Source organism: uncultured Shimia sp., from assembly GCF_947498095.1.
GTDB lineage: Bacteria > Pseudomonadota > Alphaproteobacteria > Rhodobacterales > Rhodobacteraceae > Shimia.
On record NZ_CANMJE010000002.1, the window covers coordinates 467,333 to 486,881 of the forward strand.

Consider the following 19,549-nt stretch of genomic DNA (forward strand, 5'->3'; position numbering starts at 1 on the left):
CTCATCCCCGCGTGTCGATCAGGGCGACCTGCATGGCGGCCCGTCGTGCGGTGTCTTCCAGCCCGACAGCGCGTAAAATGGCAAGTGCGTCGGTCAGGGCGGCGGGGTTGCCATAGGCGCCATCGGCCATCAGCGACATCGCGTTCAAAATCACTTCGCCCAGCTGACCCCGCGCCAACATCGCGCTGATTTCTTGTGGCACGCGGGCCTCGTGGAAACCGTCGGAAATGGCACGCTGTTGTGGATCTGTTGGGGTGCGGGGCGGGGTGCCTTGCGCCAATCCAGCAAGGAAATCACGTGGCCCCGCATGTGATGCTTGTTCGTAACTGGGAGACAGCAAGGCAATGTCGCGCGCCAGACGTTTGGTCACGCCTTGCAAGGGCAGCGCGAGAAGGCGTGAGCCATAGAGCCGCGCAAAGGCCACCTCAAGGTGTACGCTTTGCATGGCGGTCCAGGCGCGCGGAAGCGTGTCGGCAACCGCCATCTTGTCGCCCGACGTCAGAGCGTCATCAAAAGCCTGTATCGCCGCGACCCGGTCCCAGATCATGCCAGAGGCCGAGGGTTTTCCCTCAGAATAGATGCCAAGCAATCGGTTTTCCGGCAACGCGCCGGTGCGCGCCAGTCGTTCCGCGGCTTCAAGCCGGGGCTTCCAGCCAACAATGCCGCGCAAATCTGCATGTGCGAATGCACGCGGCAACCCGCGCGACGGTTGCGGTTCGCCGATTGCCTCGTAAAGGCGGTAAATCAAAGGGGTTGGGGCGGAGTGGGCCACAAGGATGGGCTGGCCTTCAAAAAGCTCGGGGTCAAGAAACCGCACAAGCAGGGCGTCTTCTTCGTCGGTAATCAGATCCAAAGCATTGGCAGATTCCAACATCAGGACTGCGCCATTCCAATCCCCGGCGCGCGCCGTACAAAAAATCCGCGCCGCGTAGTCCGAGGTCAATCTTGGAGAGGCAACAAGGGCCGCACAGGCGGCGTCTTCCTGTCCCATCAACAGCGTCACGTCGAACCAACGGCTGAACAGGGGCGGAGTCGTTGGGCCAGCGCGCTCCAACAGTGCGGCGGCTTGTTCCAGCGCGCCCATCTCAATCAGTTTGTCGATGCGCGCGAGCAACAACAGGTCGTTTTCACCGGCGTCCCACGGCGCATTGGCTTCGGCCAGCAGCAAGGTATATAGCAGCGCCTGCATTGCAGGAACTTGAGTTGTTGGCTGCTCCGCAATCAACTGAGCCAGCGTTTCGGCGCGGCTGTGCTGCCACAACGAATCCGGTAGACCCGTGACATGGCTGGGCAACAGCCCAACCGCATCGCGCCCCGGAGCGTCCAGCGTGTCGACGGTGATGTCAGGTTGCTGACCCGTGGCAGTCACCGGCGGTTCTTCTAACCCCAGATCAAGCGTCACGGTGGGTGTCTGGTTCAGCCATTCAATGGCCGAAAGCGGCGGGTTGTCTTGTGCTCTAGCCGCCGGAACACCCCAGGTTGCAACCGCACCCAGCGCGCAGAGCAAAAGGGCGTTTTTAGCTGCCATCTGCAGGTGTCAGCGTCACGGGAACGCGAATCTCTTGTTGGGGCGCCGAGAAATCGGCGCCCAGGATCGGTCCGACATAAGCATAGGCCACAAGACCCAGCCCCGCCAAAACCACGAGGATCATCAAAAAAATGAAGAGTTTGCGCATGCTTATCCCCAGCAACTGCTCTTGTTCTGCCTGTTGTTTTTTCCAACTTATAACTGGCCTTTTGCGCAAGATCACGTCATTCAATGGCCAAAGTTGAATTTTGGGCAAGGCTCAGCCGATTTTGGCTGATGCACGACGGGGCGCATGGCATTTACGCTAAAAAAGACGGTTGTTCTCATTGGCATGATGGGTGCGGGCAAGACAGCTGTTGGCCGGGCGCTGGCCGCACGGTTGGGCGCGTCCTTTCTGGATTCTGATGCCGAGATCGTCAAAGCCGCAAACATGAGTATTGCCGAGATATTCCAACGTGATGGAGAGCCGTTCTTTCGCCGCAAAGAAGCACAGGTGATCGAACGTCTGTTGGATGAAGAGCGCGGTATCCTGTCGACAGGCGGCGGCGCTTATCTGGCCGACGGCAATCGCAGCATGATCTCTGAAAAGGGTGTTGCGGTCTGGCTGGATGTGGACCTCGAGCTGTTGTGGAACCGCGTTAAGCACAAGGACACACGGCCCTTGCTGCGCACCGATAACCCCAAGGCCACGCTCACTGAGATCTACAATCAACGTGTTCCGATCTATACCTTGGCGGACCTTTCGGTCAAAGCAGATGCCGCGTTCTCAATCGAAGATATGGCCGGACAGGTGATCGACGTTCTTTTGACACGACCAGATGTTCTGGAGACCAACACATGAGTGAAACTGTCCACGTTGGCTTGGGTGATCGCGCCTATGACATCCATATCGGTCCGGGTCTTCTGGCCCAGGCCGGGGCCTTGATCGCACCGATGTTGGCGCGTCCACAGGTCCGGGTTGTTACGGACGAGAATGTGGCGCCCTTGCATCTGGAGAGCCTGAGAGACGGGTTGGCCGCTGCCGGGATCACTATGGAAGCCTTGGTCTTGCCCGCGGGTGAGAGCACAAAAAGCTGGCCGCACTTTGAACGCACGGTCGAATGGTTGCTTGCCGAAAAGGTCGAGCGGCGCGACCTGGTTGTGGCGCTTGGGGGCGGGGTCATTGGCGATCTGACCGGCTTTGCCGCGGCTGTGCTGCGACGCGGTGTTGGTTTTGTGCAAATCCCAACCTCGCTCTTGGCGCAGGTTGACAGTTCGGTCGGCGGCAAAACCGGGATCAATGCCCCGCAAGGCAAGAACCTCATAGGCGCCTTTCACCAACCTTCGCTGGTTTTGGCCGATATTGACGTTCTGGGTACGCTAAAACCACGTGATTTTCTGGCTGGTTATGGCGAAGTGGTGAAATACGGCTTGCTCGGAGATTCTGAATTCTTTGAGTGGCTTGAAGGGCAGGGCCCGGCACTTGCGGCTGGCGACGAGGCGGCGCGTATCGCCGCCGTCAAACGCTCTTGCGAGATGAAAGCCGAGATTGTGGCCCGCGATGAGACAGAGCAAGGGGACCGAGCGCTTTTGAACCTTGGTCATACGTTCTGCCACGCGCTTGAGGCCGCCACGGGATTCGGTGACAGACTATTGCACGGCGAGGGCGTGGCAATCGGTTGCGCGCTGGCATTTGAGTTGAGCTATCGCTTGGGCCTGTGTTCGCAAGAAGATCCCAGCCGCGTGCGCCAACATCTTGCCGAAATGGGTATGAAGGTCGACCTCAAGGACATTCCTGGCGACCTGCCTGATGCCCAAGCGCTTTTGGACCTTATGGCGCAAGACAAGAAAGTCATCGATGGCCAGCTGCGCTTTATTCTGGCGCGCGGTATCGGACAGGCCTTTGTCACGTCGGATGTGCCCAAAGACGCGGTCCTGAAGCTATTGCAGGATGAGCTGAAACGACGGGTTTGAGCAAAGGAAAGCCACGAATGGCTTCCTGATCTGTGCAAACCCAAACAGAAACGCAGCGAAGTCTCTGGCTTTTACTCAGGTTTTGGCGGCGTGCTGCACCAGTCTCAGGCATATCCGTGTTGAGACGGCCATGTCCTGTACACTGATCCACTCTAGCGGTCCGTGAATTTCCTGCATGCCCGTAAATAGGTTGGGGCAGGGCACACCCAATTCGGTTAGCCGAGACCCGTCCGTGCCACCGCGGATGATGTCCACTTTAGGCTTGACCCCTTCGGCCTCAAAGGCGGTTTTGGCGATATCGACGGGGGTCATGTCATTCTCAAGCCAATAGCGCATATTGCGGTATTGTTTGGAAATATCACAGGTCACTACTGCGCCAGGAAATGCAGATTCAGCCGCCGCGCAGGCCGCATTCAAACGGTCCCCTTGGGCTGCCAGCCCGTCCAATTCGAAATCACGCAAAAGAACCCGCAATTCAGCGTCAGATGATCCGCCTTCCATCGCATAGACATGCGCAAATCCCTCGCGGCCCGAGGTGGTTTCGGGCGTTTGGCCATCTACGTTCATGCGTGCCACAATATCGGCGGCCACATGCAGCGCGTTCACCAGCTTGTCCTTGGCATACCCGGGATGTGCCGAAACACCGGTGACTTTGACGATGGCGCCATCAGCCGAAAAGCTCTCATATTCGAGGCTGCCCACGCGCGAACTGTCCAAGGTATAGGCAAAATCGACGCCCATATCCGCAGGCAGCCGGTCATCCACACCGCGCCCAATTTCTTCATCCGGGGTAAAGGCCAAACGGATACGCCCGTGGGTCATCCCGGGCGTCGACAAAAGGTGTTCCGCCATGGTCATGATGATCGCAACACCGGACTTGTCGTCCGCGCCCAGCAAAGTCAGTCCCGAGGCCGTGATGATGTCATCGCCGGCCTTGCTGGCCAGATAAGGCAGGTTTTTGGGGCTCAGCACCAGATCGGGGGCATCAGGAAAGGTGATGTCCTGACCATCCCATTTGCGAAAGACACGCGGTTTTACATCTGTCGCATTGAACTGCGGGGCCGTATCCACATGCGCGCAAAACCCGATGTCTGGCGCAGTGTCGGACGTGGCGGGTACAGTTGCCAGAACCGCGCCATACTCAGTCAGTTCAATGTCGCTGGCACCCATATGCTCTAATTCGGCCATGAGGTGGCGCTGCATGTCCAGCTGAATGGCTGTACTGGGTTGCGTAGGGGACATCTCATCGCTTTGGCTGTCGATTGCACAATAGGCAACGAGCCGCGCTTCAAGAGCGCGGTCAAAGTCGGGAAAATCTGTCATCGGTAAGGTCCGGCTTAGAACGGGATTTCGTCATCAAGGTCGCGGGAAGGCGCATTGCCACCACCCTGACCGCCACTGGGCTGGCCGCCACCCTGATCGTAACCGCCGCCATAACCGCCTTGTTCGTAGCCGCCACCTTGACCACCACCGCCAAAGCCGCCGCCGTCACCACCGCCGCTGCGGCCGTCCAGCATTACCAGCGTGCCGCCAAAGCCCTGCAGGACGACTTCGGTTGAATAGCGGTCATTGCCGGACTGGTCTTGCCATTTGCGGGTCTGCAGCTGACCTTCGATGTAAACCTTGGACCCTTTGCGCAGGTACTGCTCGGCCACGCGGACCAGACCTTCCTGAAAGATTGCAACGCGGTGCCATTCGGTCCGTTCACGGCGTTCACCGGTGTTGCGGTCTTTCCAGGTTTCCGAGGTTGCAACACTGATGTTGCAGACCTTGCCGCCGTTCTGGAACGTGCGCACATCGGGATCATTTCCTAGATTGCCCACCAGAATGACTTTGTTCACCGATCCGGTCATGTGCCCGCTCCTTCAGAATCTTGTGTTGTTCGGCTCAGCATAGACCATCTGAACAAGGTTAGAACAAGGTTAATGGGGTCACTTTGGCAAGAAAAATGCTTCAAGGCGTCGGCAAATTTCAGCGCTTTCACGGAATACAGTGATTCAGGAAACTGGAAATTGGGAAAACTTTGGGTATATAGTCCCGCAACATCTACGGTGGGGCCGGGCATGATGAACAAAATTGAGGCTGTCAGAGGCAGTACGCGCACAGTGTTTTGCGTTGTTTTGGCATCCCTGTGCCTGTCAGGGCCCGTAGTGGCGCAGGTCTTTAAGTCCAAGTCCGCGTCGGCCACGTTCCGCTCTCAGACCAAAGTTCTCGATACTCGGGCCAAGGACCAATATCGCTCGGCGGTGCGCTTGGAGCCGGTCAAGGTCTATACGCCGTCCAAATGGGGTGATGGCAGCTTTCAAGGCAAATACAATGGCCCTTATCTTGCGATGGCGCGCGAGGCGGCCTTGCGCAATGGTGTGCCTGTCGACATGTTCCTGAAGCTGGTCCAGCAAGAATCTGGCTGGAACGCGACGGCTAAGTCTCACAAAGGCGCTTTGGGCCTTGCACAATTGATGCCCGAGACGGCCAGACACCTGAATGTCGATCCATTGGACCCCTATCAGAACCTTGATGGCGGCGCGCGGTATCTTGCCCGGCAATACAGCAGTTTTGGCTCATGGCGCCTGGCGCTGGCAGCGTATAACGCGGGTCCGCAGGCTGTGCGCAAATATGGCGGCGTGCCGCCCTACAAAGAAACTCAAAACTATGTTCGGGTGATCCTGGGCAGTTGATCTGCGTGGAGGTCACCCCAGAATTGTCATTGGTCAAGGGCGCCGCAGGGATGGCACGATAGATCTGTGCCAATCTGACCCGGAGCACCGCTGGTGAAACACGTTCTTGTCTTGACCCTGTCTTTAAACCTGATGAGCGCGTCTTTTGTGATGGCCGAGGGCGGGGATTGGTCGCTGGAAACTCTTGGCGAAGCTTTGTTTTTTGACACAGATCTATCAGCCAATGGCACATTGGCTTGCGCCAGCTGTCACGATCCGGAACGGGCATTTACCGATCCCCGCGAAACCGAAGTGGGTCGCGCTGTCTCCCTCGGCGACGATGATATCTCTTTGGGAGACCGCAATGCGCCAACTCTGACTTACGCCGCTCTGACGCCAGACTTTCGCCGCACGGAAAGCGGTAACTATGAAGGAGGATTTTTCCACGACGGGCGCGCGGCGTCGTTGGAAGAGCAAGCCGCAGGGCCGCCTTTGAACCCAATTGAAATGGCGATGCCAGACCGCGCCAGCATCGTTGATCGTCTGCAACGTAACCTCGATTATGTCGCCGCCTTCACCACCCTTTTTGACCCAGACATCTGGCGGGACCCGGACGCTGCGTTTGACGCCATGACCCAAGCGATTGCCGCCTTTGAGCGCACAGATGTATTTGCCCCGTTTGACTCAAAGTATGATCGGTTTCTGAAAGGTGAAATACGCCTCAGCGCACAAGAAGAGCGTGGCCGGATGTTGTTTTTTGATCCCGACAGGACAAACTGTAGCCTCTGTCATCAGGCACAGCTGCGCGCGGATGACCGCCGCGAAACCTTTACCAACTATGGCTACCACAACATCGGAACACCGGTGAATGTCGCGGTACGCGAAGCCACTGGGCAACCAGACAATTATGTCGATCGCGGGCTTTTGGAGCACCCCGACGTAGACCACCCGGCGCAAGCGGGACGGTTCAAAGTCCCAACGCTGCGCAATGTCGCGGTCACGGGGCCTTACATGCACAATGGCGTCTTTGAGGACCTAGAGACCGTGGTGCGTTTCTATCTGAAATACACAAGCTTTGAGAAGCACCGCCAAATCAATCCAGCCACCGGCATACGCTGGCGCATACCCGAAGTTCCCAAAACGCTGGCGGTCTCAGAACTCATAAAAGGTGAAGACCTGAGTGATACCGATGTCGATTCGCTTGTGGCCTTCATGAGAACGCTGACCGATGCCCGCTATGAGCATTTGTTAAGCGACTGACGGCCAGCGACAGGGCGAATGACCCAGAAAAACATCTGGACTCTGGCCGGTAAAGGTGGCGACATGAAATCAAAATCCAACTTCACTGGGAGCATCTGACATGAAACGAGTTCTGACGGCCGTCTGCGCGGCATTCGTAGCCACATCTGCTTCGGCTGGCGCCGAATGCAGTGTTGGTAAAACCCTGACCGACGGCGTTCTGACGATCGCGACCGGAAACCCGGCTTATTACCCTTGGGTGATGGACGATGCCCCTGAAAGCAAACAGGGATTTGAAGCCGCTGTGGCCTATGCGATTGCCAATGAAATGGGCTTTGACGACAGTGCAGTGACTTGGGTCCGGACATCTTTTGATGAAGCGATTCAGCCGGGTTCAAAGAACTTTGACTTTAACATGCAGCAATACTCGATCACTCCAGAACGCGAGGAAATGGTTGATTTTTCGCTCCCATACTATTCTTCACCAATGGCCATTCTCTCGACAAAGAGTATTGCTGAAAAGGTCGGAGACCCGGCTCCTGATGCGCTAAAGGATCTGATCTGGGGTGCGATGGCGGGCACGACGGGCGCGACCATGATCGACGATGTTGTCGGCCCGACAAAGTCGACACTGCTTTACAGCGACAACGCGGATGTCACGGCAGCCATGCAGGCGGGCCAGATCGATGCGGCCTTGTTCGATTTGCCAACAGCGCTGTACCTGTCTGCTGTTGTTGTGAACGATGGGGCATTGCTGGGCCAGTTTCCTGCCGATCGATCGCAGAACCCGGATCAGTTCGGGGCGCTGATGGAGGATGGCAACCCAATCAAAGCCTGCGTAGATGAGGCGATCCAAGCGCTGACAGACTCGGGCAAACTGGCGGAACTCGAAGCCGAATGGCTGGAAGCCGCGACCGGCGTACCTGTTATCAAGTAATCCGGGACCGCGATCAGAATGACTGAAACGATCAAACCGCCCGCACCGCAGGGTAAGCGGGCGGCTTACGAGGCCGCGTTGCGCAAACGCTCTATGCGGATTGCGGCGCTTTCGACCTTGGCCGTTGTGGCCGCCATCGTCATTCTGGTGCCACTGGCACCAGGGTGGGAGGCGGTCAAGCGCAGCTTTTTCAATGGTGGTGTTTTTGCCAAGACGTTTCCAGGGCTTCTAAATGCGTTTCTTCTGGATATTGCGATTTTTGCGTGGTCGCTGCCACTGATCGCCCTGTTAGGGCTGGCGGTCGCGATTTGCCGGGATATTCAGCGACCGGCTTTATACCCTCTGCGACTATTCGCAACCATCTATACGGATGTGTTTCGCGGGCTTCCTGTGATCCTCGTGATCTACCTCATTGGGTTTGGTATTCCCGGTTTGGGACTGCCGCGACCCTGGAATTCACCCTATATCTGGGGCTCGCTGGCGCTGATCCTGGTCTATGCGGCCTATGTAGCCGAAGTTATCCGATCCGGCATTGAATCGATCCACAAAAGCCAGCGGTCTGCAGCCCTGTCGCTGGGGTTAACGACGTCAGACACAATGCGGTTTGTGATCCTGCCGCAAGCACTGCGCAACGTGGTGCCAGCAAATATGAACCTTGTCGTGGCGTTGCAAAAAGACGTGGCGCTATTGTCCTTTGTTGGACCGGTAGAGATCTTCCGTCAGGCCGGTGTCTACAAATCGCTTTATGCCAATTTCACACCGTATGTTGGTGCGGCGCTGATCTTTCTGGCCATCACGATTCCGGCGACAAGATACGCCGATTACCTGATGCACAAGCGTCGGAGGCTGGAACAATGACACCGCTATTGCGCATGACCAACGTTCAGAAAGCCTTTGGGGACAATCACGTGCTGAAAGGTATTGATCTGGATGTCGCCAAGGGCGAGATGGTTTGTCTGATCGGAGCATCCGGATCAGGCAAGTCGACCCTGTTGCGAACCATCAACCTGCTGGAGCCAATTGACGACGGAGAAATCCTGTTGGATGGCGTCGATATCTCCGAACCGGGACTGGACCCGCAACCAGTTCGCAAGCGTATTGGACTTGTGTTTCAGTCGTACAACTTGTTCCCGCATATGAGCGCGACGGACAATGTGATGCTGGCCCCGCGCCGGCTAAAGGGCCTTAGCAAGGCGGAGCTTGAGGCGCCTGTCACCACACTTTTTGAACGCTTTGGGCTGGCCGATCGCATGGGGCATTACCCGGATCAATTGTCAGGTGGGCAGCAACAGCGCGTGGCCATCATCCGTGCGCTGGCCATGCAGCCCGAGGTCTTGCTGTTTGATGAGATTACGTCAGCGCTGGACCCGGAACTGGTCGCTGAGGTGCTGGACGTGCTGCGCGCGGTGCGGGCCGAAGGCATCACTATGATCTTCGCGACGCATGAAATGGGGTTCGCACGCGAACTGGCCGATAAAGTCTGTTTCCTGGACCGCGGTCGAATCCTTGAGGCTGGCACGCCGGACCAGCTGTTCGATGCGCCCAAAGAAGAGCGCACGCGTCAGTTCCTGTCTCAGGTTCTGTAAGAGCTTAGCGCCCCTCGGGGCCGTCGTAGGCCCGTTCCACCTTGGCAACGCGCAGCGTGTAATAGGAATACCATCTGTCTTTGCCCAGTTTCTGAGCCAAGAGGTGCTCCGAGACTTGTTTCCAGCCCATCAGGCTGTTCTCGTCTTCCCAATAGCTGATCGTGATGCCCAACCCGGCGGCATCGCGGGTTGTCTCGATCCCAAGGTAACCGGGTTGTTCCGCTGCCATGTCCACCATCTTGTCAGCCATGGCACCATAGCCATGATCGCCTTCGGTACGTTGGGCCGTGAAGATGACGGCGTAATAGGGCGGGTCGGGCATGGGGGCAAAGCGTGACATGAGGCGACGATAGCCGGGCGTCCAGAAAGAAGAAAGGGGCCCGAAGGCCCCAATCCCAAAAACAGGGTTTTATCCTGATTGTTACTCTGCAGCGATCTTGATGACCGGCTCCATCTTGGCGAGGATATCCTCGGCCAGATGGCATTTGACCTGGTGGCCGTCTGCCAGCGTTTTGACCGGTGGCACCTCTTGGTCGCACAGACCGCCCGGCACTTCGGACTTCCAGCGACACCGCGTCTGGAAGGGGCAGCCCGGAGGCGGCGACATGGCCGAAGGAATGTCACCTTCGAGAACGATGTGTGTTTTCTCAACCGAGGTGTCCGCGATGGGGACCGCAGACAGCAGCGCCTCGGTGTAGGGGTGATACGGGGGTGAGAACACCTGATCTGTGGTGCCCAACTCGACCACATGGCCCAGATACATCACCATCACCCGGTCCGAGAGATAGCGCACAATCGACAGGTCGTGGCTGATGAACAAAAGCGTGGTTTTCTCTTCACGCTGAATTTCCATCAACAGGTCGGTTACGGCCGCCTGAACAGACACGTCGAGCGCTGACACTGGCTCGTCCGCCACCACGATGCGTGCGCCACCTGCAAAGGCGCGCGCAATGCCGACGCGCTGTTTCTGACCACCCGAAAGTTGACGCGGCATGCGATCTGCAAACTCGCGCGGCAGCTTTACCAGATCGAGCAGTTCTAGCATGCGGTTGCGCCGGTCGGCTTCGCTGTTGCCGATCTTAAAGATCTCCAGCGCGCGCATGATCTGGCGTCCCACCGTCATCGACGGATTCAGCGTATCAAATGGGTTTTGGAAAACCATTTGAACGTCAGCGACGGTTTGGGTGTCGCGGTCTTCGATCGAAGTTTGCTCGATATTCTTGCCATCCAAGAGGATTTCCCCTTCGGTGGCGGTCTCGAGCCCCATCAGAACCTTGGCGAATGTCGACTTACCGCAGCCAGACTCGCCCACAATGGCAAGCGTCTCGGACTCGCGGGCCTCAAACGAAAGCGTTTCGTTGGCTTTGACCACTTTTTTGTCGCCGCCACCAAAGAGCGCGTTGGCTGCAACCTCATAGTATTTCTTGAGGTTGTCCATTTTGAGGACGACCTTGCCAATTTCGCCTTTTTCTTTGACTTCGGCAGCCACGATTGGGGCGTTCCAATCGATCTCTTCCAACTTCAGGCACCGGGTTGAGTGGCGTTCGTACCCTTGGACGTTGACCATAGGGATTTCACCGGCATCGCAGCGGCCTTCTTCGAAGTAATCGCAGCGTGGACCAAAGTTACAACCGTTGGGCCGTTCGTGAGGCAGCGGGAAGTTGCCCGGAATGGCCACCAGCGGACGGGCGTTCTTGTCAGCGCCGGGCAGGGGGATCGACCGGAACAGCGCCTGTGTATAGGGGTGCTGCATGTTGTCGAACACGTCTTCGATACTGCCGCGCTCAACCGCCTCTCCTGAGTACATCACGCAGAGCCGGTCACAGGTTTCCAGAACCAGACCAAGGTTGTGTGAGATGAACAACATGGACGTGCCGTATTTCTTGCCCAGATCTTTTACCAGCTCGACCACGGCGGCCTCAACTGTCACGTCAAGTGCGGTGGTCGGTTCATCCAAAATCAACAGCGACGGTTTGGACATCAGCGCCATCGCGATCACGATCCGCTGTTGTTGGCCACCCGAAAGCTGGTGTGGGAATGAGTTCAGCATGCGCTCGGGGTCGGGCAGACGCACGTCCGTGACCACTTCAAGTGCGCGAGCATAAGCCTCTTTCTCGTCCACACCTTCGTGGATCATAGGCACTTCCATCAACTGTTTGCCGATCTTCATGGCTGGGTTCAGTGAGGCCATCGGCTCTTGATAGATCATGGCGATCTCGTTGCCACGGATGTCGCGCAACTCTTCATCGGACATCTCGGCCAGATCGCGCCCCTTGAACTTGATCGTTCCGCCAACGATGCGACCGTTCTTGCCAAGGTCTTGCATGACGCCCAGCGCCACGGTGGATTTACCACATCCGGATTCACCGACCAGACCCACGGCCTCGCCCGGTTGTACACGGACCGAAAAGTCCATCACCGCGGGAATTTCGCGCAGGCGGGTAAAGAATGAAATCGACAGCTTGTCGATCTCAAGGATCGGGCCGTCATAATCACCTAGTTTACTCATTGTTCAGTCTCCCTGTTGGAGCTCTGGGGGCTTGGCCCCGTTATTCTTTATCTCGGGTCAAATACGTTGAGCGACCGGGGGGCTGGCCCCCGGTCTTCATTGTATTAATCCCGCAGGCTTTCCTCACGCAGACCATCCGCCAAGAGGTTGAGGCCCAGAACCAGGCTCAACAAGGCAAAGGCAGGGACCAGAGCAGGGTGCGGATAGATCGACAACAGCTTGCGCCCGTCGTTGATCGTCGTTCCCCAGTCCGGGCTTTCCGGCGGCAGGCCAAGGCCGAAGAATCCCAAGGTGCCAAGAAGGATGGTGGTATAGCCAACCCGCAGACAGAAATCGACGATCAGTGGACCGCGTGCGTTGGGCAGGATCTCCCAAAGCATGATGTACCAAGGACCTTCTCCGCGGGTCTGCGCCGCCGCCACATAATCGCGGGTCTGGATGTCCAAGACGAGGCCCCGCACGATCCTGAACACGGTGGGCGAGTTCACAAAGACCACCGAGACGAACACCACGAGGATGCCGCTGGAAATGTTGAACAGGTCCATGGATTCCGGCAACACATTGATGACTGTTCCGGGTGCTGAGATGGCCGAAAGATACAACCAAACCGCCAGAACCAGTATCCCCGCCAGCAGCGGCGTGCGCAGCGACGGTCGTGTGTAAAAGCGAGAGTTGATCAGAACCGTCAGGAACACGATCGGGAAGCAGAACAGAACCATTGCCATGTAATGCGGGATACCTGTCGCCACGATCTCAGGTGTCACCAAAAGGTAGAACAACAGGATCACCGGGAAGGCAAGGATCAGGTTCGCAAGGAAGGACAGGAAAGTATCCAGCTTGCCGCCGAAATAACCCGCCGGCAGGCCCAGAGTGATGCCGCCCATAAAGGCAAACAGCGTTGCAAAGGGCGCAATCACGATCACGATGACCGATCCATTCACCATCCGGCTAAAGACGTCGCGCGCAAGGTTGTCACCACCTAAGAGATACCAACAACCTGTGCCGCAGGTTTCAGGATCCACACCGCGAATGGGCGTGCCAGGCAATTTGTTCTTCATGCCCGAGACCTGCGTCAGCGCGTCACCGGTGCTGATCATGTTGAACACGCCGACAAAGATCGCCGTGTAGACCCAAAACATCACGAAGGCAAAGCCGATCATCCCGATCATCGAGTCAAACAATTTGCCGTACAGTCCCAGCCGCCGCTTGTAGACAGTCGAGAGTGTGAAGGTCACAAAAAGCGCGATCCAGACCGGCGCAAACCGAGCTGAGATGGCGCCGATGATCCCAGCCTTGCCAAAGGGCATCACCATGCCTGCGGCAAGGTAGATTAGGACTAGGACGATGAGTGCGAGCAGCAGATACTTTGCTGCCATGTCGGCGTATTCTTTGGGGCCAACCGCTACGGTTCCGGCCATGACCGCGCCGACAGCGGCAGGTTTGAACACGAACGAGGCAACAATCTGCGCGACAACCGCAAGGATGAACGCGTAGGCCACGTAAGTGAATATCGGGTTGAGAAATGGGCCAAGGGCACCAGTCCAGGTCAATTGTTCCATGAGTCTGGTCCTCCTTATGAAATGCGGATGCGTGGGTTCAGATAAACATAGCCGATATCCGAGATCAGCTGAGTCACCAGAACGACGACGACCGAGACCACCGAGACCGCAAGAAGCATCTCGATATCATTGTTGCCCGCGGCGTTCACAAGCTGCCAGCCAAAGCCAGAGTATGAGAACAGCGTTTCCACGATCACCACGCCGTTGAGCAGCCAGGGAAACTGCAGCATGATAACGGTGAAGGGCGCGATCAGCGCATTTCGCAGCGCGTGTTTCATCACGATGTTGCGGAAGCTAACGCCTTTGAGGCGGGCAGTTCGAATGTACTGTGCGGTCATGACCTCAGCCATCGAAGCGCGCGTCATACGGGCGATATACCCCATGCCATAAAGCGCAACGGTCAGAACGGGCAGGGTAAAGTTCTGCAACGTCACATTGTCCATTGCAGTCTTGGCAGAGCCTTTGAACAGGGCCTTGCCCTCGATCAACCCCCAATCATGGAGGATGGGTCCGAGACCAAATCTTGTTGAGGCCAGCAACGCAATGAAGATAACACCCGAGACATATTCGGGCGTCGCGGTAGAGGCGATCGACACGGTCGAAAGCGTACGGTCTGTACGGCTACCTTCATTCATGCCTGCCAGAACACCAATGATCAGCGCTGAGGGGACCATAACGACCATCACCCAGAACATCAGCTTGCCAGTGTTGGCCAGACGTTTGCCAAGGGTTTCACCGACAGGCGCCTTGGACACAGTCGACCAACCCCAATCACCTTGCAAAATACCGCAATAATTTGGGGTGTCTTCTGCTGACACACCGGGGCGGACGCATTTGCCCAGAACAGTGCCGTCTTCTTTGACCAGCTTAAAGCCGGGCAAGACGCCCAGCCATTGCAAGTATTTAACCGGTGTTGGCTGCAAATATCCGCGATCAACAAGATAGCTTTCCACGGCCTCTTCCGACATGCGGAAGTTACCTTGGGTCTTTGCCAGTTTTTCGAGGTTTGGATAGAGGTTGGTCATAAAGAACACGATGAAGGTCAGGCAAATTGCCGTGACGATCATCATTCCGACCCTTCTAAGAATAAACAGTCCCATGAATTTCCCTGTTGGTCTGTTTCGATAGCCCCATGCGGTCTCCCCCACAGGCATGAAAGCCGCCCACATTGGGGCGGCGTGTCAGTTCGTCTAGGTCTTTTCTGAGGAACGTCGGGTAGATTTTTGCACCATTGACTCAGCCTTTGGTTGGGTTTGGAAAACCCACGTCAGCCCAATACTGGCCACAACGAAACAGCTTGCGAGTGCGAGCATGTATTTCCCCCTGATGTACGATCATCCTGCCAAATAGACCGGCGGCAACCGCTGTTATTCATTCTTTTGCCGGTGCAGAGCCCCAGCTTAGAAATTTTGTAACGGGCATTCGGCACGAGAAAGGGGTACACGTCAATGTTCTTGATCGGCAAATAATGGTCTAAAAGCGACATTGGGTCTGTCGGAACCCGACAATCTTACCCGGTCAGGCGATGTCGCGTGGGCTCGCTGCCTTACGGACCTGACTGGGTGACGCTCCAAAGTGCTGTTGGCTGAAGCGGGTGAAATATGCGGCACTTCCAAAGCCGAGACTATCGGCTATCTCATTGATTGGAATAGAAGTTTTGATCAGCATCATGCGAGCTTGATGCTGCACGACCTGGCTGAGCATATCTGCCGCAGTCAACCCTGAACTCTGACGGCATACACGGGTTAAATGGGTCGGCGTTATGTCCAGATCCCGCGCATAGTCCTGCATTGGGCGACCAGAAGAGTAAGTTTCGGCCAAAATATCCGCAAACCGCCGCACGATTCGCTCGGCAGAGGAGGCGCGGGGTGGGGCGCCATGCAGTTGCATCTGGCGACGCAGCCAGATTGAAACCAACGAGGCTATCGCTGTCAGCGATTCCGTCAGGTAGGTGCGGTTTTCATGAATTTCGCGTCGCAAGTCTTCTAGCAGTCCGGTCAGTTCAGCCTGCGCGAGGCCGTCTTGCAGCCGAAGTTGTTGTGTTCTGTCGGGCAACAGCACGCGCCCGTCGTTCGGAATAATCAGCGCCTGTCCCTGAATGTGGCGTCCGGTCTCGATCGCAAGCAGTTTTCCAGCCGGGATAAAAATTGCGTTGTGCGCGCCAAACCCACGGCGCAACCCATGCAACAGCAGCCGCCCCTGACCACGGGTGATCCACAAGAGAAGGTGATGATCGCGGAGATGCAGCTGTTCCAGTTGCCAGGTCCCGCTATGAGTCATCTGCGCCAGTGTCATGATGCGAATTTGGTTGTCATTAACCGCAGATACGGGCGCCGTCGGCGTCGCGGTGCTGGTCTGAGTGAGGTCCGATGCCGTCATTCCAATCCCTGTTGGCGCGGCAATCCCTGGACCGGGCCGGGTCATGAATGATGGAATATGTAAAGACTTCTCGGACATTGGCGCCCAGATATGCCAGCACGGTTCGGATTCGGCAAGGCAGGCGCAAGACGCAAGCGGAGGCTCGCCGAAAACTTCGTAAAGAAGTTCTGCGACGAAAAATGCTCTGAGCAAGGACAAGAAGACCAGACGACCGCAACAAAGATATTGCGAATCCAAAATGCATGATTTTTGATTCTTCTGGAAGGTAAGGGGGAATTTGCAAATGAAATCAAAGTGGGCAACCTGTCTGGCAGCTGCATCTTTCGCGCTCATCTCAAGCAGCGCCGTTGCGGACGACAGCGACAGTTCAAGCAGACGAAATGACGATTATTCTGCCACGATATGCAATGAAACCGGGGCAAGTGTCGATGTTGCTTACGCTTGGCGGGCCGGGGACACCGATGACAGCTGGACCATTGCCGGGTGGCGTAACATTCCCAATGGTGATTGCTCCAAACTGTTCAATGGCAATTTTGGGCGGTATTCCAGCGCAAAGTTTCTTTTTTATGCCGAGGACAACGACGGCTACTATTGGAGTGGAAACGATGACAGGAAGTTCTGCGTTCCGAACAACAAGTTCAAGCACATCCTGAGGGACAACTACACGTGCAAGGACGATGAAGAACTTGTGTCATTCGGACTAAAAGAGATTATGCGCGACAGGCCGGAATATACACTGACGCTGAAATAAACCCAGAATTGCGAACCGCGTGTATCTGGGTCGAGATGCAGCGCGCGACGGTGGTGGCGTTCTGGACGCGGATTGCTCAGAGCACATGCGGTTGGAATTTGTGCCAGGCCTTCATTCTTGCGCGGAACCATGTGCGTTGGCGCTTGGCGAACTGTCTCGTGGCGATGGTCGCAGCCTCGGCAGCTTCGTCAAGGGCCATGTCACCTTGAAGATGTGCAATCAGTTCTGGCGTACCAATGGCCTTGTTGGACAAGAGCGTCGGGTCCCATGTGTCTAGGTTGGCGCGGGCCTCGTCCAGCGCGCCCATATCGATCATCATTTGAAAGCGCCGCGCAATCCGGTCATTCAGCCAGTCTTTGTCGACGTCAAACAGGATCGGGACACAGTCTGAAAGAGGCAAAAGGGCAGGTGGAGTGTTGTCCTGCCACTCAGCCAGCGGGCGCCCTGTCGTGCGCAGCACCTCCCACGCCCTTTGAACGCGCATGGGGTTTTGCCGATCAATCCGGCTGGCCGTCTCTTGGTCAAGCTCTTCTAGTAGTGTGGCAAAACCTTCGTCACGCACGCGGGCATCGGCTTCGGAGCGAATGTGTGCAGGGGTGGGCGGAATGTCGGCCAATCCCTCAGTCAATGCCGCAAAGTAAAGACCGGTCCCACCAACGATGATCGGACGCGCCCCCTCAGTCAGCAGCGGAGCCACCTCGCGCAGCCAATGGCCTACGGAGTAGTCCGCGTCGCCGGGGATGTGTCCATAGAGCAGGTGAGGCGCGCGCGATTCGTCTTCGGCCGATGGCCGTGCGGTTAGCACACGCCAATTGTCATAAACCTGAATCGCGTCGGCATTCACAATCACGCCGCCCTGATCTTCGGCAATCTCTAAAGCCAGCGCGCTTTTTCCACTCGCAGTGGGGCCTGCGATCAACACCGGCTGCTCTGTCGCGATCTTTGGAAGGGCGCTCATGGCCTCATTTCCGGTATTTTCTGCATAGTGCTCGAATCGCGCATTGAACCTGACCCGGTTTTCCGACATTTTGCGCGCGATCCTAAATCCTTGCGAAGCCGGAGTGCAACATGACTGACGCGACCCCCGTGACCGACACCACCTACAAACGTGTGATGCTCAAGATTTCGGGGGAGGCGCTGATGGGAGATCAGGGTTTTGGTCTTAATCCGCCGACGGTTCAGCGCATCGCTGAAGAAGTGAAATCCGTGCATGACCTCGGTGTTGAGATTTGCATGGTCATCGGCGGTGGCAATATCTTCCGTGGTCTCAGCGGATCGGCACAGGGCATGGAGCGCACCACGGCAGATTACATGGGAATGCTCGCGACCGTGATGAACGCACTGGCGATGCAGTCGGCACTTGAGAGCATTGGGGTGTTCACACGTGTTATCTCGGCCATTCCAATGGATCAGGTTTGCGAGCCCTACATTCGTCGCCGCGCCGTGCGTCACCTTGAGAAACAGCGCGTGTGCATCTTTGCAGCAGGGACTGGTAACCCGTATTTCACGACGGACACCGCAGCAACACTGCGCGCCAATGAAATGGCCTGCGAGGCAATTTTCAAAGGCACCAAGGTTGATGGGGTTTATGACAAGGACCCGGTAAAGTTCGATGACGCCGTCCGCTACGATCATGTCAGCTATGATGATGTTCTGGCCAAGCGCCTGGGTGTAATGGATGCCAGCGCCATTGCTTTGGCGCGTGACAACAATCTACCGATTATTGTTTTTAGCCTGGATGAACCGGGTGGCTTCCGGGGTATTCTTGCTGGCAAGGGCACCTATACAAAGGTTGGCTGATCGCTTTAAACTAACCGAAATGATCCCGGCCATCTGGTCGCAAAACACAAGAGCAAACCCATGTCCGAAGATTTTGAACTTGATATTGATGACCTGACACGCCGGATGGATGGCGCCATGAATGCGCTAAAGACCGAATTTGCCTCGCTGCGGACGGGCCGCGCGTCTGCCAGTATGCTGGAACCTGTGATGGTCGAGGCTTATGGCCAGAAAACGCCAATCAACCAAGTTGGTACCGTCAACGTGCCAGAGCCGCGCATGGTGACGATCAACGTTTGGGACAAGTCTCTGGTCTCCGCCGTTGAAAAGGCGATTATGAACTCTGGCCTCGGGATTAACCCGCAAACCAACGGCACGATCGTGATGCTGCCCATTCCGGAACTGAACGAAGAACGCCGGACAGAATTGGCGCGTGTGGCTGCGCAATATGGCGAGCATGCCCGCGTTGCGATCCGCAACGTGCGCCGTGACGGTATGGATCAAATCAAGAAGGGCAAGACCGATGGTCACATGTCCGAGGACGATCAGAAAATCTGGGAATCCGAAGTACAGGATCTGACTGATACTTACATTAAGAATGTCGACGCTGCGCTTGAAAACAAGCAAGGCGAGATCATGCAGGTTTAATCGCGCGTATCGGAGGGTCCGAAC

20 protein-coding genes are annotated in these 19,549 nt (G+C 56.6%); 10 read left to right on the top strand and 10 right to left on the bottom strand.

Going from position 1 to position 19,549, the window contains the following annotated elements:
- Window position 1 precedes the first annotated feature (1 nt).
- Window positions 2–1,528, bottom strand: a complete 1,527-nt coding sequence (locus Q0932_RS05535) for a hypothetical protein (RefSeq protein WP_299350384.1) — start codon at window positions 1,526–1,528, stop codon at window positions 2–4.
- Window positions 1,518–1,676, bottom strand: a complete 159-nt coding sequence (locus Q0932_RS05540) for a hypothetical protein (protein ID WP_299350385.1) — start codon at window positions 1,674–1,676, stop codon at window positions 1,518–1,520. Before Q0932_RS05540 ends, Q0932_RS05535 begins: the two co-directional genes overlap by 11 nt.
- Before the next feature lie 144 nt (window positions 1,677–1,820).
- On the opposite strand from Q0932_RS05540, the gene Q0932_RS05545 reads away from it, so the two are divergent.
- On the top strand, window positions 1,821–2,369 hold the full coding sequence (locus Q0932_RS05545) for a shikimate kinase (protein WP_299350386.1): 549 nt from the start codon (window positions 1,821–1,823) through the stop codon (window positions 2,367–2,369).
- Window positions 2,366–3,481 carry a 3-dehydroquinate synthase gene (gene aroB / locus Q0932_RS05550; RefSeq protein ID WP_299350387.1) on the top strand — a complete coding sequence of 372 codons (1,116 nt, stop codon included), beginning with the start codon at window positions 2,366–2,368 and terminating at the stop codon, window positions 3,479–3,481. The genes Q0932_RS05545 and aroB overlap by 4 nt, the downstream gene beginning before the upstream one ends.
- Window positions 3,482–3,556: 75 nt before the next feature.
- Here the strand turns inward: aroB and pepT are convergent, their stop codons facing one another.
- Together pepT and ssb are read right to left on the bottom strand one after the other, a co-directional pair.
- Complete coding sequence (gene pepT, locus Q0932_RS05555) at window positions 3,557–4,804, bottom strand: peptidase T (protein ID WP_299350388.1); 1,248 nt, start codon at window positions 4,802–4,804, stop codon at window positions 3,557–3,559.
- A 14-nt stretch (window positions 4,805–4,818) separates the two neighbouring features.
- Window positions 4,819–5,334 carry a single-stranded DNA-binding protein gene (gene ssb / locus Q0932_RS05560; protein WP_299350389.1) on the bottom strand — a complete coding sequence of 172 codons (516 nt, stop codon included), beginning with the start codon at window positions 5,332–5,334 and terminating at the stop codon, window positions 4,819–4,821.
- A gap of 210 nt (window positions 5,335–5,544) precedes the next feature.
- On the opposite strand from ssb, the gene Q0932_RS05565 reads away from it, so the two are divergent.
- From Q0932_RS05565 to Q0932_RS05585, 5 genes are all read left to right on the top strand, one after another.
- On the top strand, window positions 5,545–6,159 hold the full coding sequence (locus tag Q0932_RS05565) for a lytic transglycosylase domain-containing protein (protein WP_299350390.1): 615 nt from the start codon (window positions 5,545–5,547) through the stop codon (window positions 6,157–6,159).
- 93 nt (window positions 6,160–6,252) lie between these two features.
- Window positions 6,253–7,398 (top strand): cytochrome c peroxidase, encoded by a 1,146-nt coding sequence (locus Q0932_RS05570; protein ID WP_299350391.1) that lies wholly within the window; start codon window positions 6,253–6,255, stop codon window positions 7,396–7,398.
- A gap of 100 nt (window positions 7,399–7,498) precedes the next feature.
- Window positions 7,499–8,314, top strand: a complete 816-nt coding sequence (locus tag Q0932_RS05575; RefSeq protein ID WP_299350392.1) for an ABC transporter substrate-binding protein — start codon at window positions 7,499–7,501, stop codon at window positions 8,312–8,314.
- Between the two features lie 18 nt (window positions 8,315–8,332).
- Window positions 8,333–9,172 (top strand): amino acid ABC transporter permease, encoded by an 840-nt coding sequence (locus Q0932_RS05580; RefSeq protein ID WP_299350393.1) that lies wholly within the window; start codon window positions 8,333–8,335, stop codon window positions 9,170–9,172.
- Window positions 9,169–9,900 carry an amino acid ABC transporter ATP-binding protein gene (locus tag Q0932_RS05585; RefSeq protein ID WP_299350394.1) on the top strand — a complete coding sequence of 244 codons (732 nt, stop codon included), beginning with the start codon at window positions 9,169–9,171 and terminating at the stop codon, window positions 9,898–9,900. The genes Q0932_RS05580 and Q0932_RS05585 overlap by 4 nt, the downstream gene beginning before the upstream one ends.
- A gap of 4 nt (window positions 9,901–9,904) precedes the next feature.
- Here Q0932_RS05585 and Q0932_RS05590 read toward each other — a convergent pair whose 3' ends face one another.
- From Q0932_RS05590 to Q0932_RS05610, 5 genes are all read right to left on the bottom strand, one after another.
- Window positions 9,905–10,240 carry an antibiotic biosynthesis monooxygenase gene (locus tag Q0932_RS05590; RefSeq protein WP_299350396.1) on the bottom strand — a complete coding sequence of 112 codons (336 nt, stop codon included), beginning with the start codon at window positions 10,238–10,240 and terminating at the stop codon, window positions 9,905–9,907.
- 81 nt (window positions 10,241–10,321) lie between these two features.
- Window positions 10,322–12,409 carry an ABC transporter ATP-binding protein gene (locus Q0932_RS05595; protein WP_299350397.1) on the bottom strand — a complete coding sequence of 696 codons (2,088 nt, stop codon included), beginning with the start codon at window positions 12,407–12,409 and terminating at the stop codon, window positions 10,322–10,324.
- A 104-nt stretch (window positions 12,410–12,513) separates the two neighbouring features.
- Window positions 12,514–13,968 (bottom strand): ABC transporter permease, encoded by a 1,455-nt coding sequence (locus Q0932_RS05600; RefSeq protein ID WP_299350399.1) that lies wholly within the window; start codon window positions 13,966–13,968, stop codon window positions 12,514–12,516.
- Window positions 13,969–13,982: 14 nt separating this feature from the next.
- A complete protein-coding gene (locus Q0932_RS05605; RefSeq protein WP_299350401.1) occupies window positions 13,983–15,068 on the bottom strand; it encodes an ABC transporter permease in 1,086 nt (361 codons plus the stop codon).
- A 418-nt stretch (window positions 15,069–15,486) separates the two neighbouring features.
- Window positions 15,487–16,680, bottom strand: a complete 1,194-nt coding sequence (locus Q0932_RS05610; RefSeq protein ID WP_299350403.1) for an AraC family transcriptional regulator — start codon at window positions 16,678–16,680, stop codon at window positions 15,487–15,489.
- On the opposite strand from Q0932_RS05610, the gene Q0932_RS05615 reads away from it, so the two are divergent.
- Entirely contained in the window at window positions 16,631–17,098 is a 468-nt protein-coding gene (locus tag Q0932_RS05615; protein ID WP_299350405.1) for a DUF1036 domain-containing protein, read from the top strand. The genes Q0932_RS05610 and Q0932_RS05615 overlap by 50 nt on opposite strands.
- Before the next feature lie 76 nt (window positions 17,099–17,174).
- Here Q0932_RS05615 and miaA read toward each other — a convergent pair whose 3' ends face one another.
- Entirely contained in the window at window positions 17,175–18,056 is an 882-nt protein-coding gene (miaA, locus tag Q0932_RS05620; protein WP_299350407.1) for a tRNA (adenosine(37)-N6)-dimethylallyltransferase MiaA, read from the bottom strand.
- 110 nt (window positions 18,057–18,166) lie between these two features.
- Between miaA and pyrH the strand changes: the two genes are divergently transcribed.
- Both pyrH and frr read left to right on the top strand, forming a co-directional pair.
- Entirely contained in the window at window positions 18,167–18,898 is a 732-nt protein-coding gene (pyrH, locus tag Q0932_RS05625) for a UMP kinase (RefSeq protein ID WP_299350408.1), read from the top strand.
- Window positions 18,899–18,958: 60 nt separating this feature from the next.
- Window positions 18,959–19,525: a ribosome recycling factor gene (gene frr / locus Q0932_RS05630; RefSeq protein ID WP_299350410.1), complete on the top strand. Its 567-nt coding sequence runs from the start codon at window positions 18,959–18,961 to the stop codon at window positions 19,523–19,525.
- Window positions 19,526–19,549: the final 24 nt, after the last annotated feature.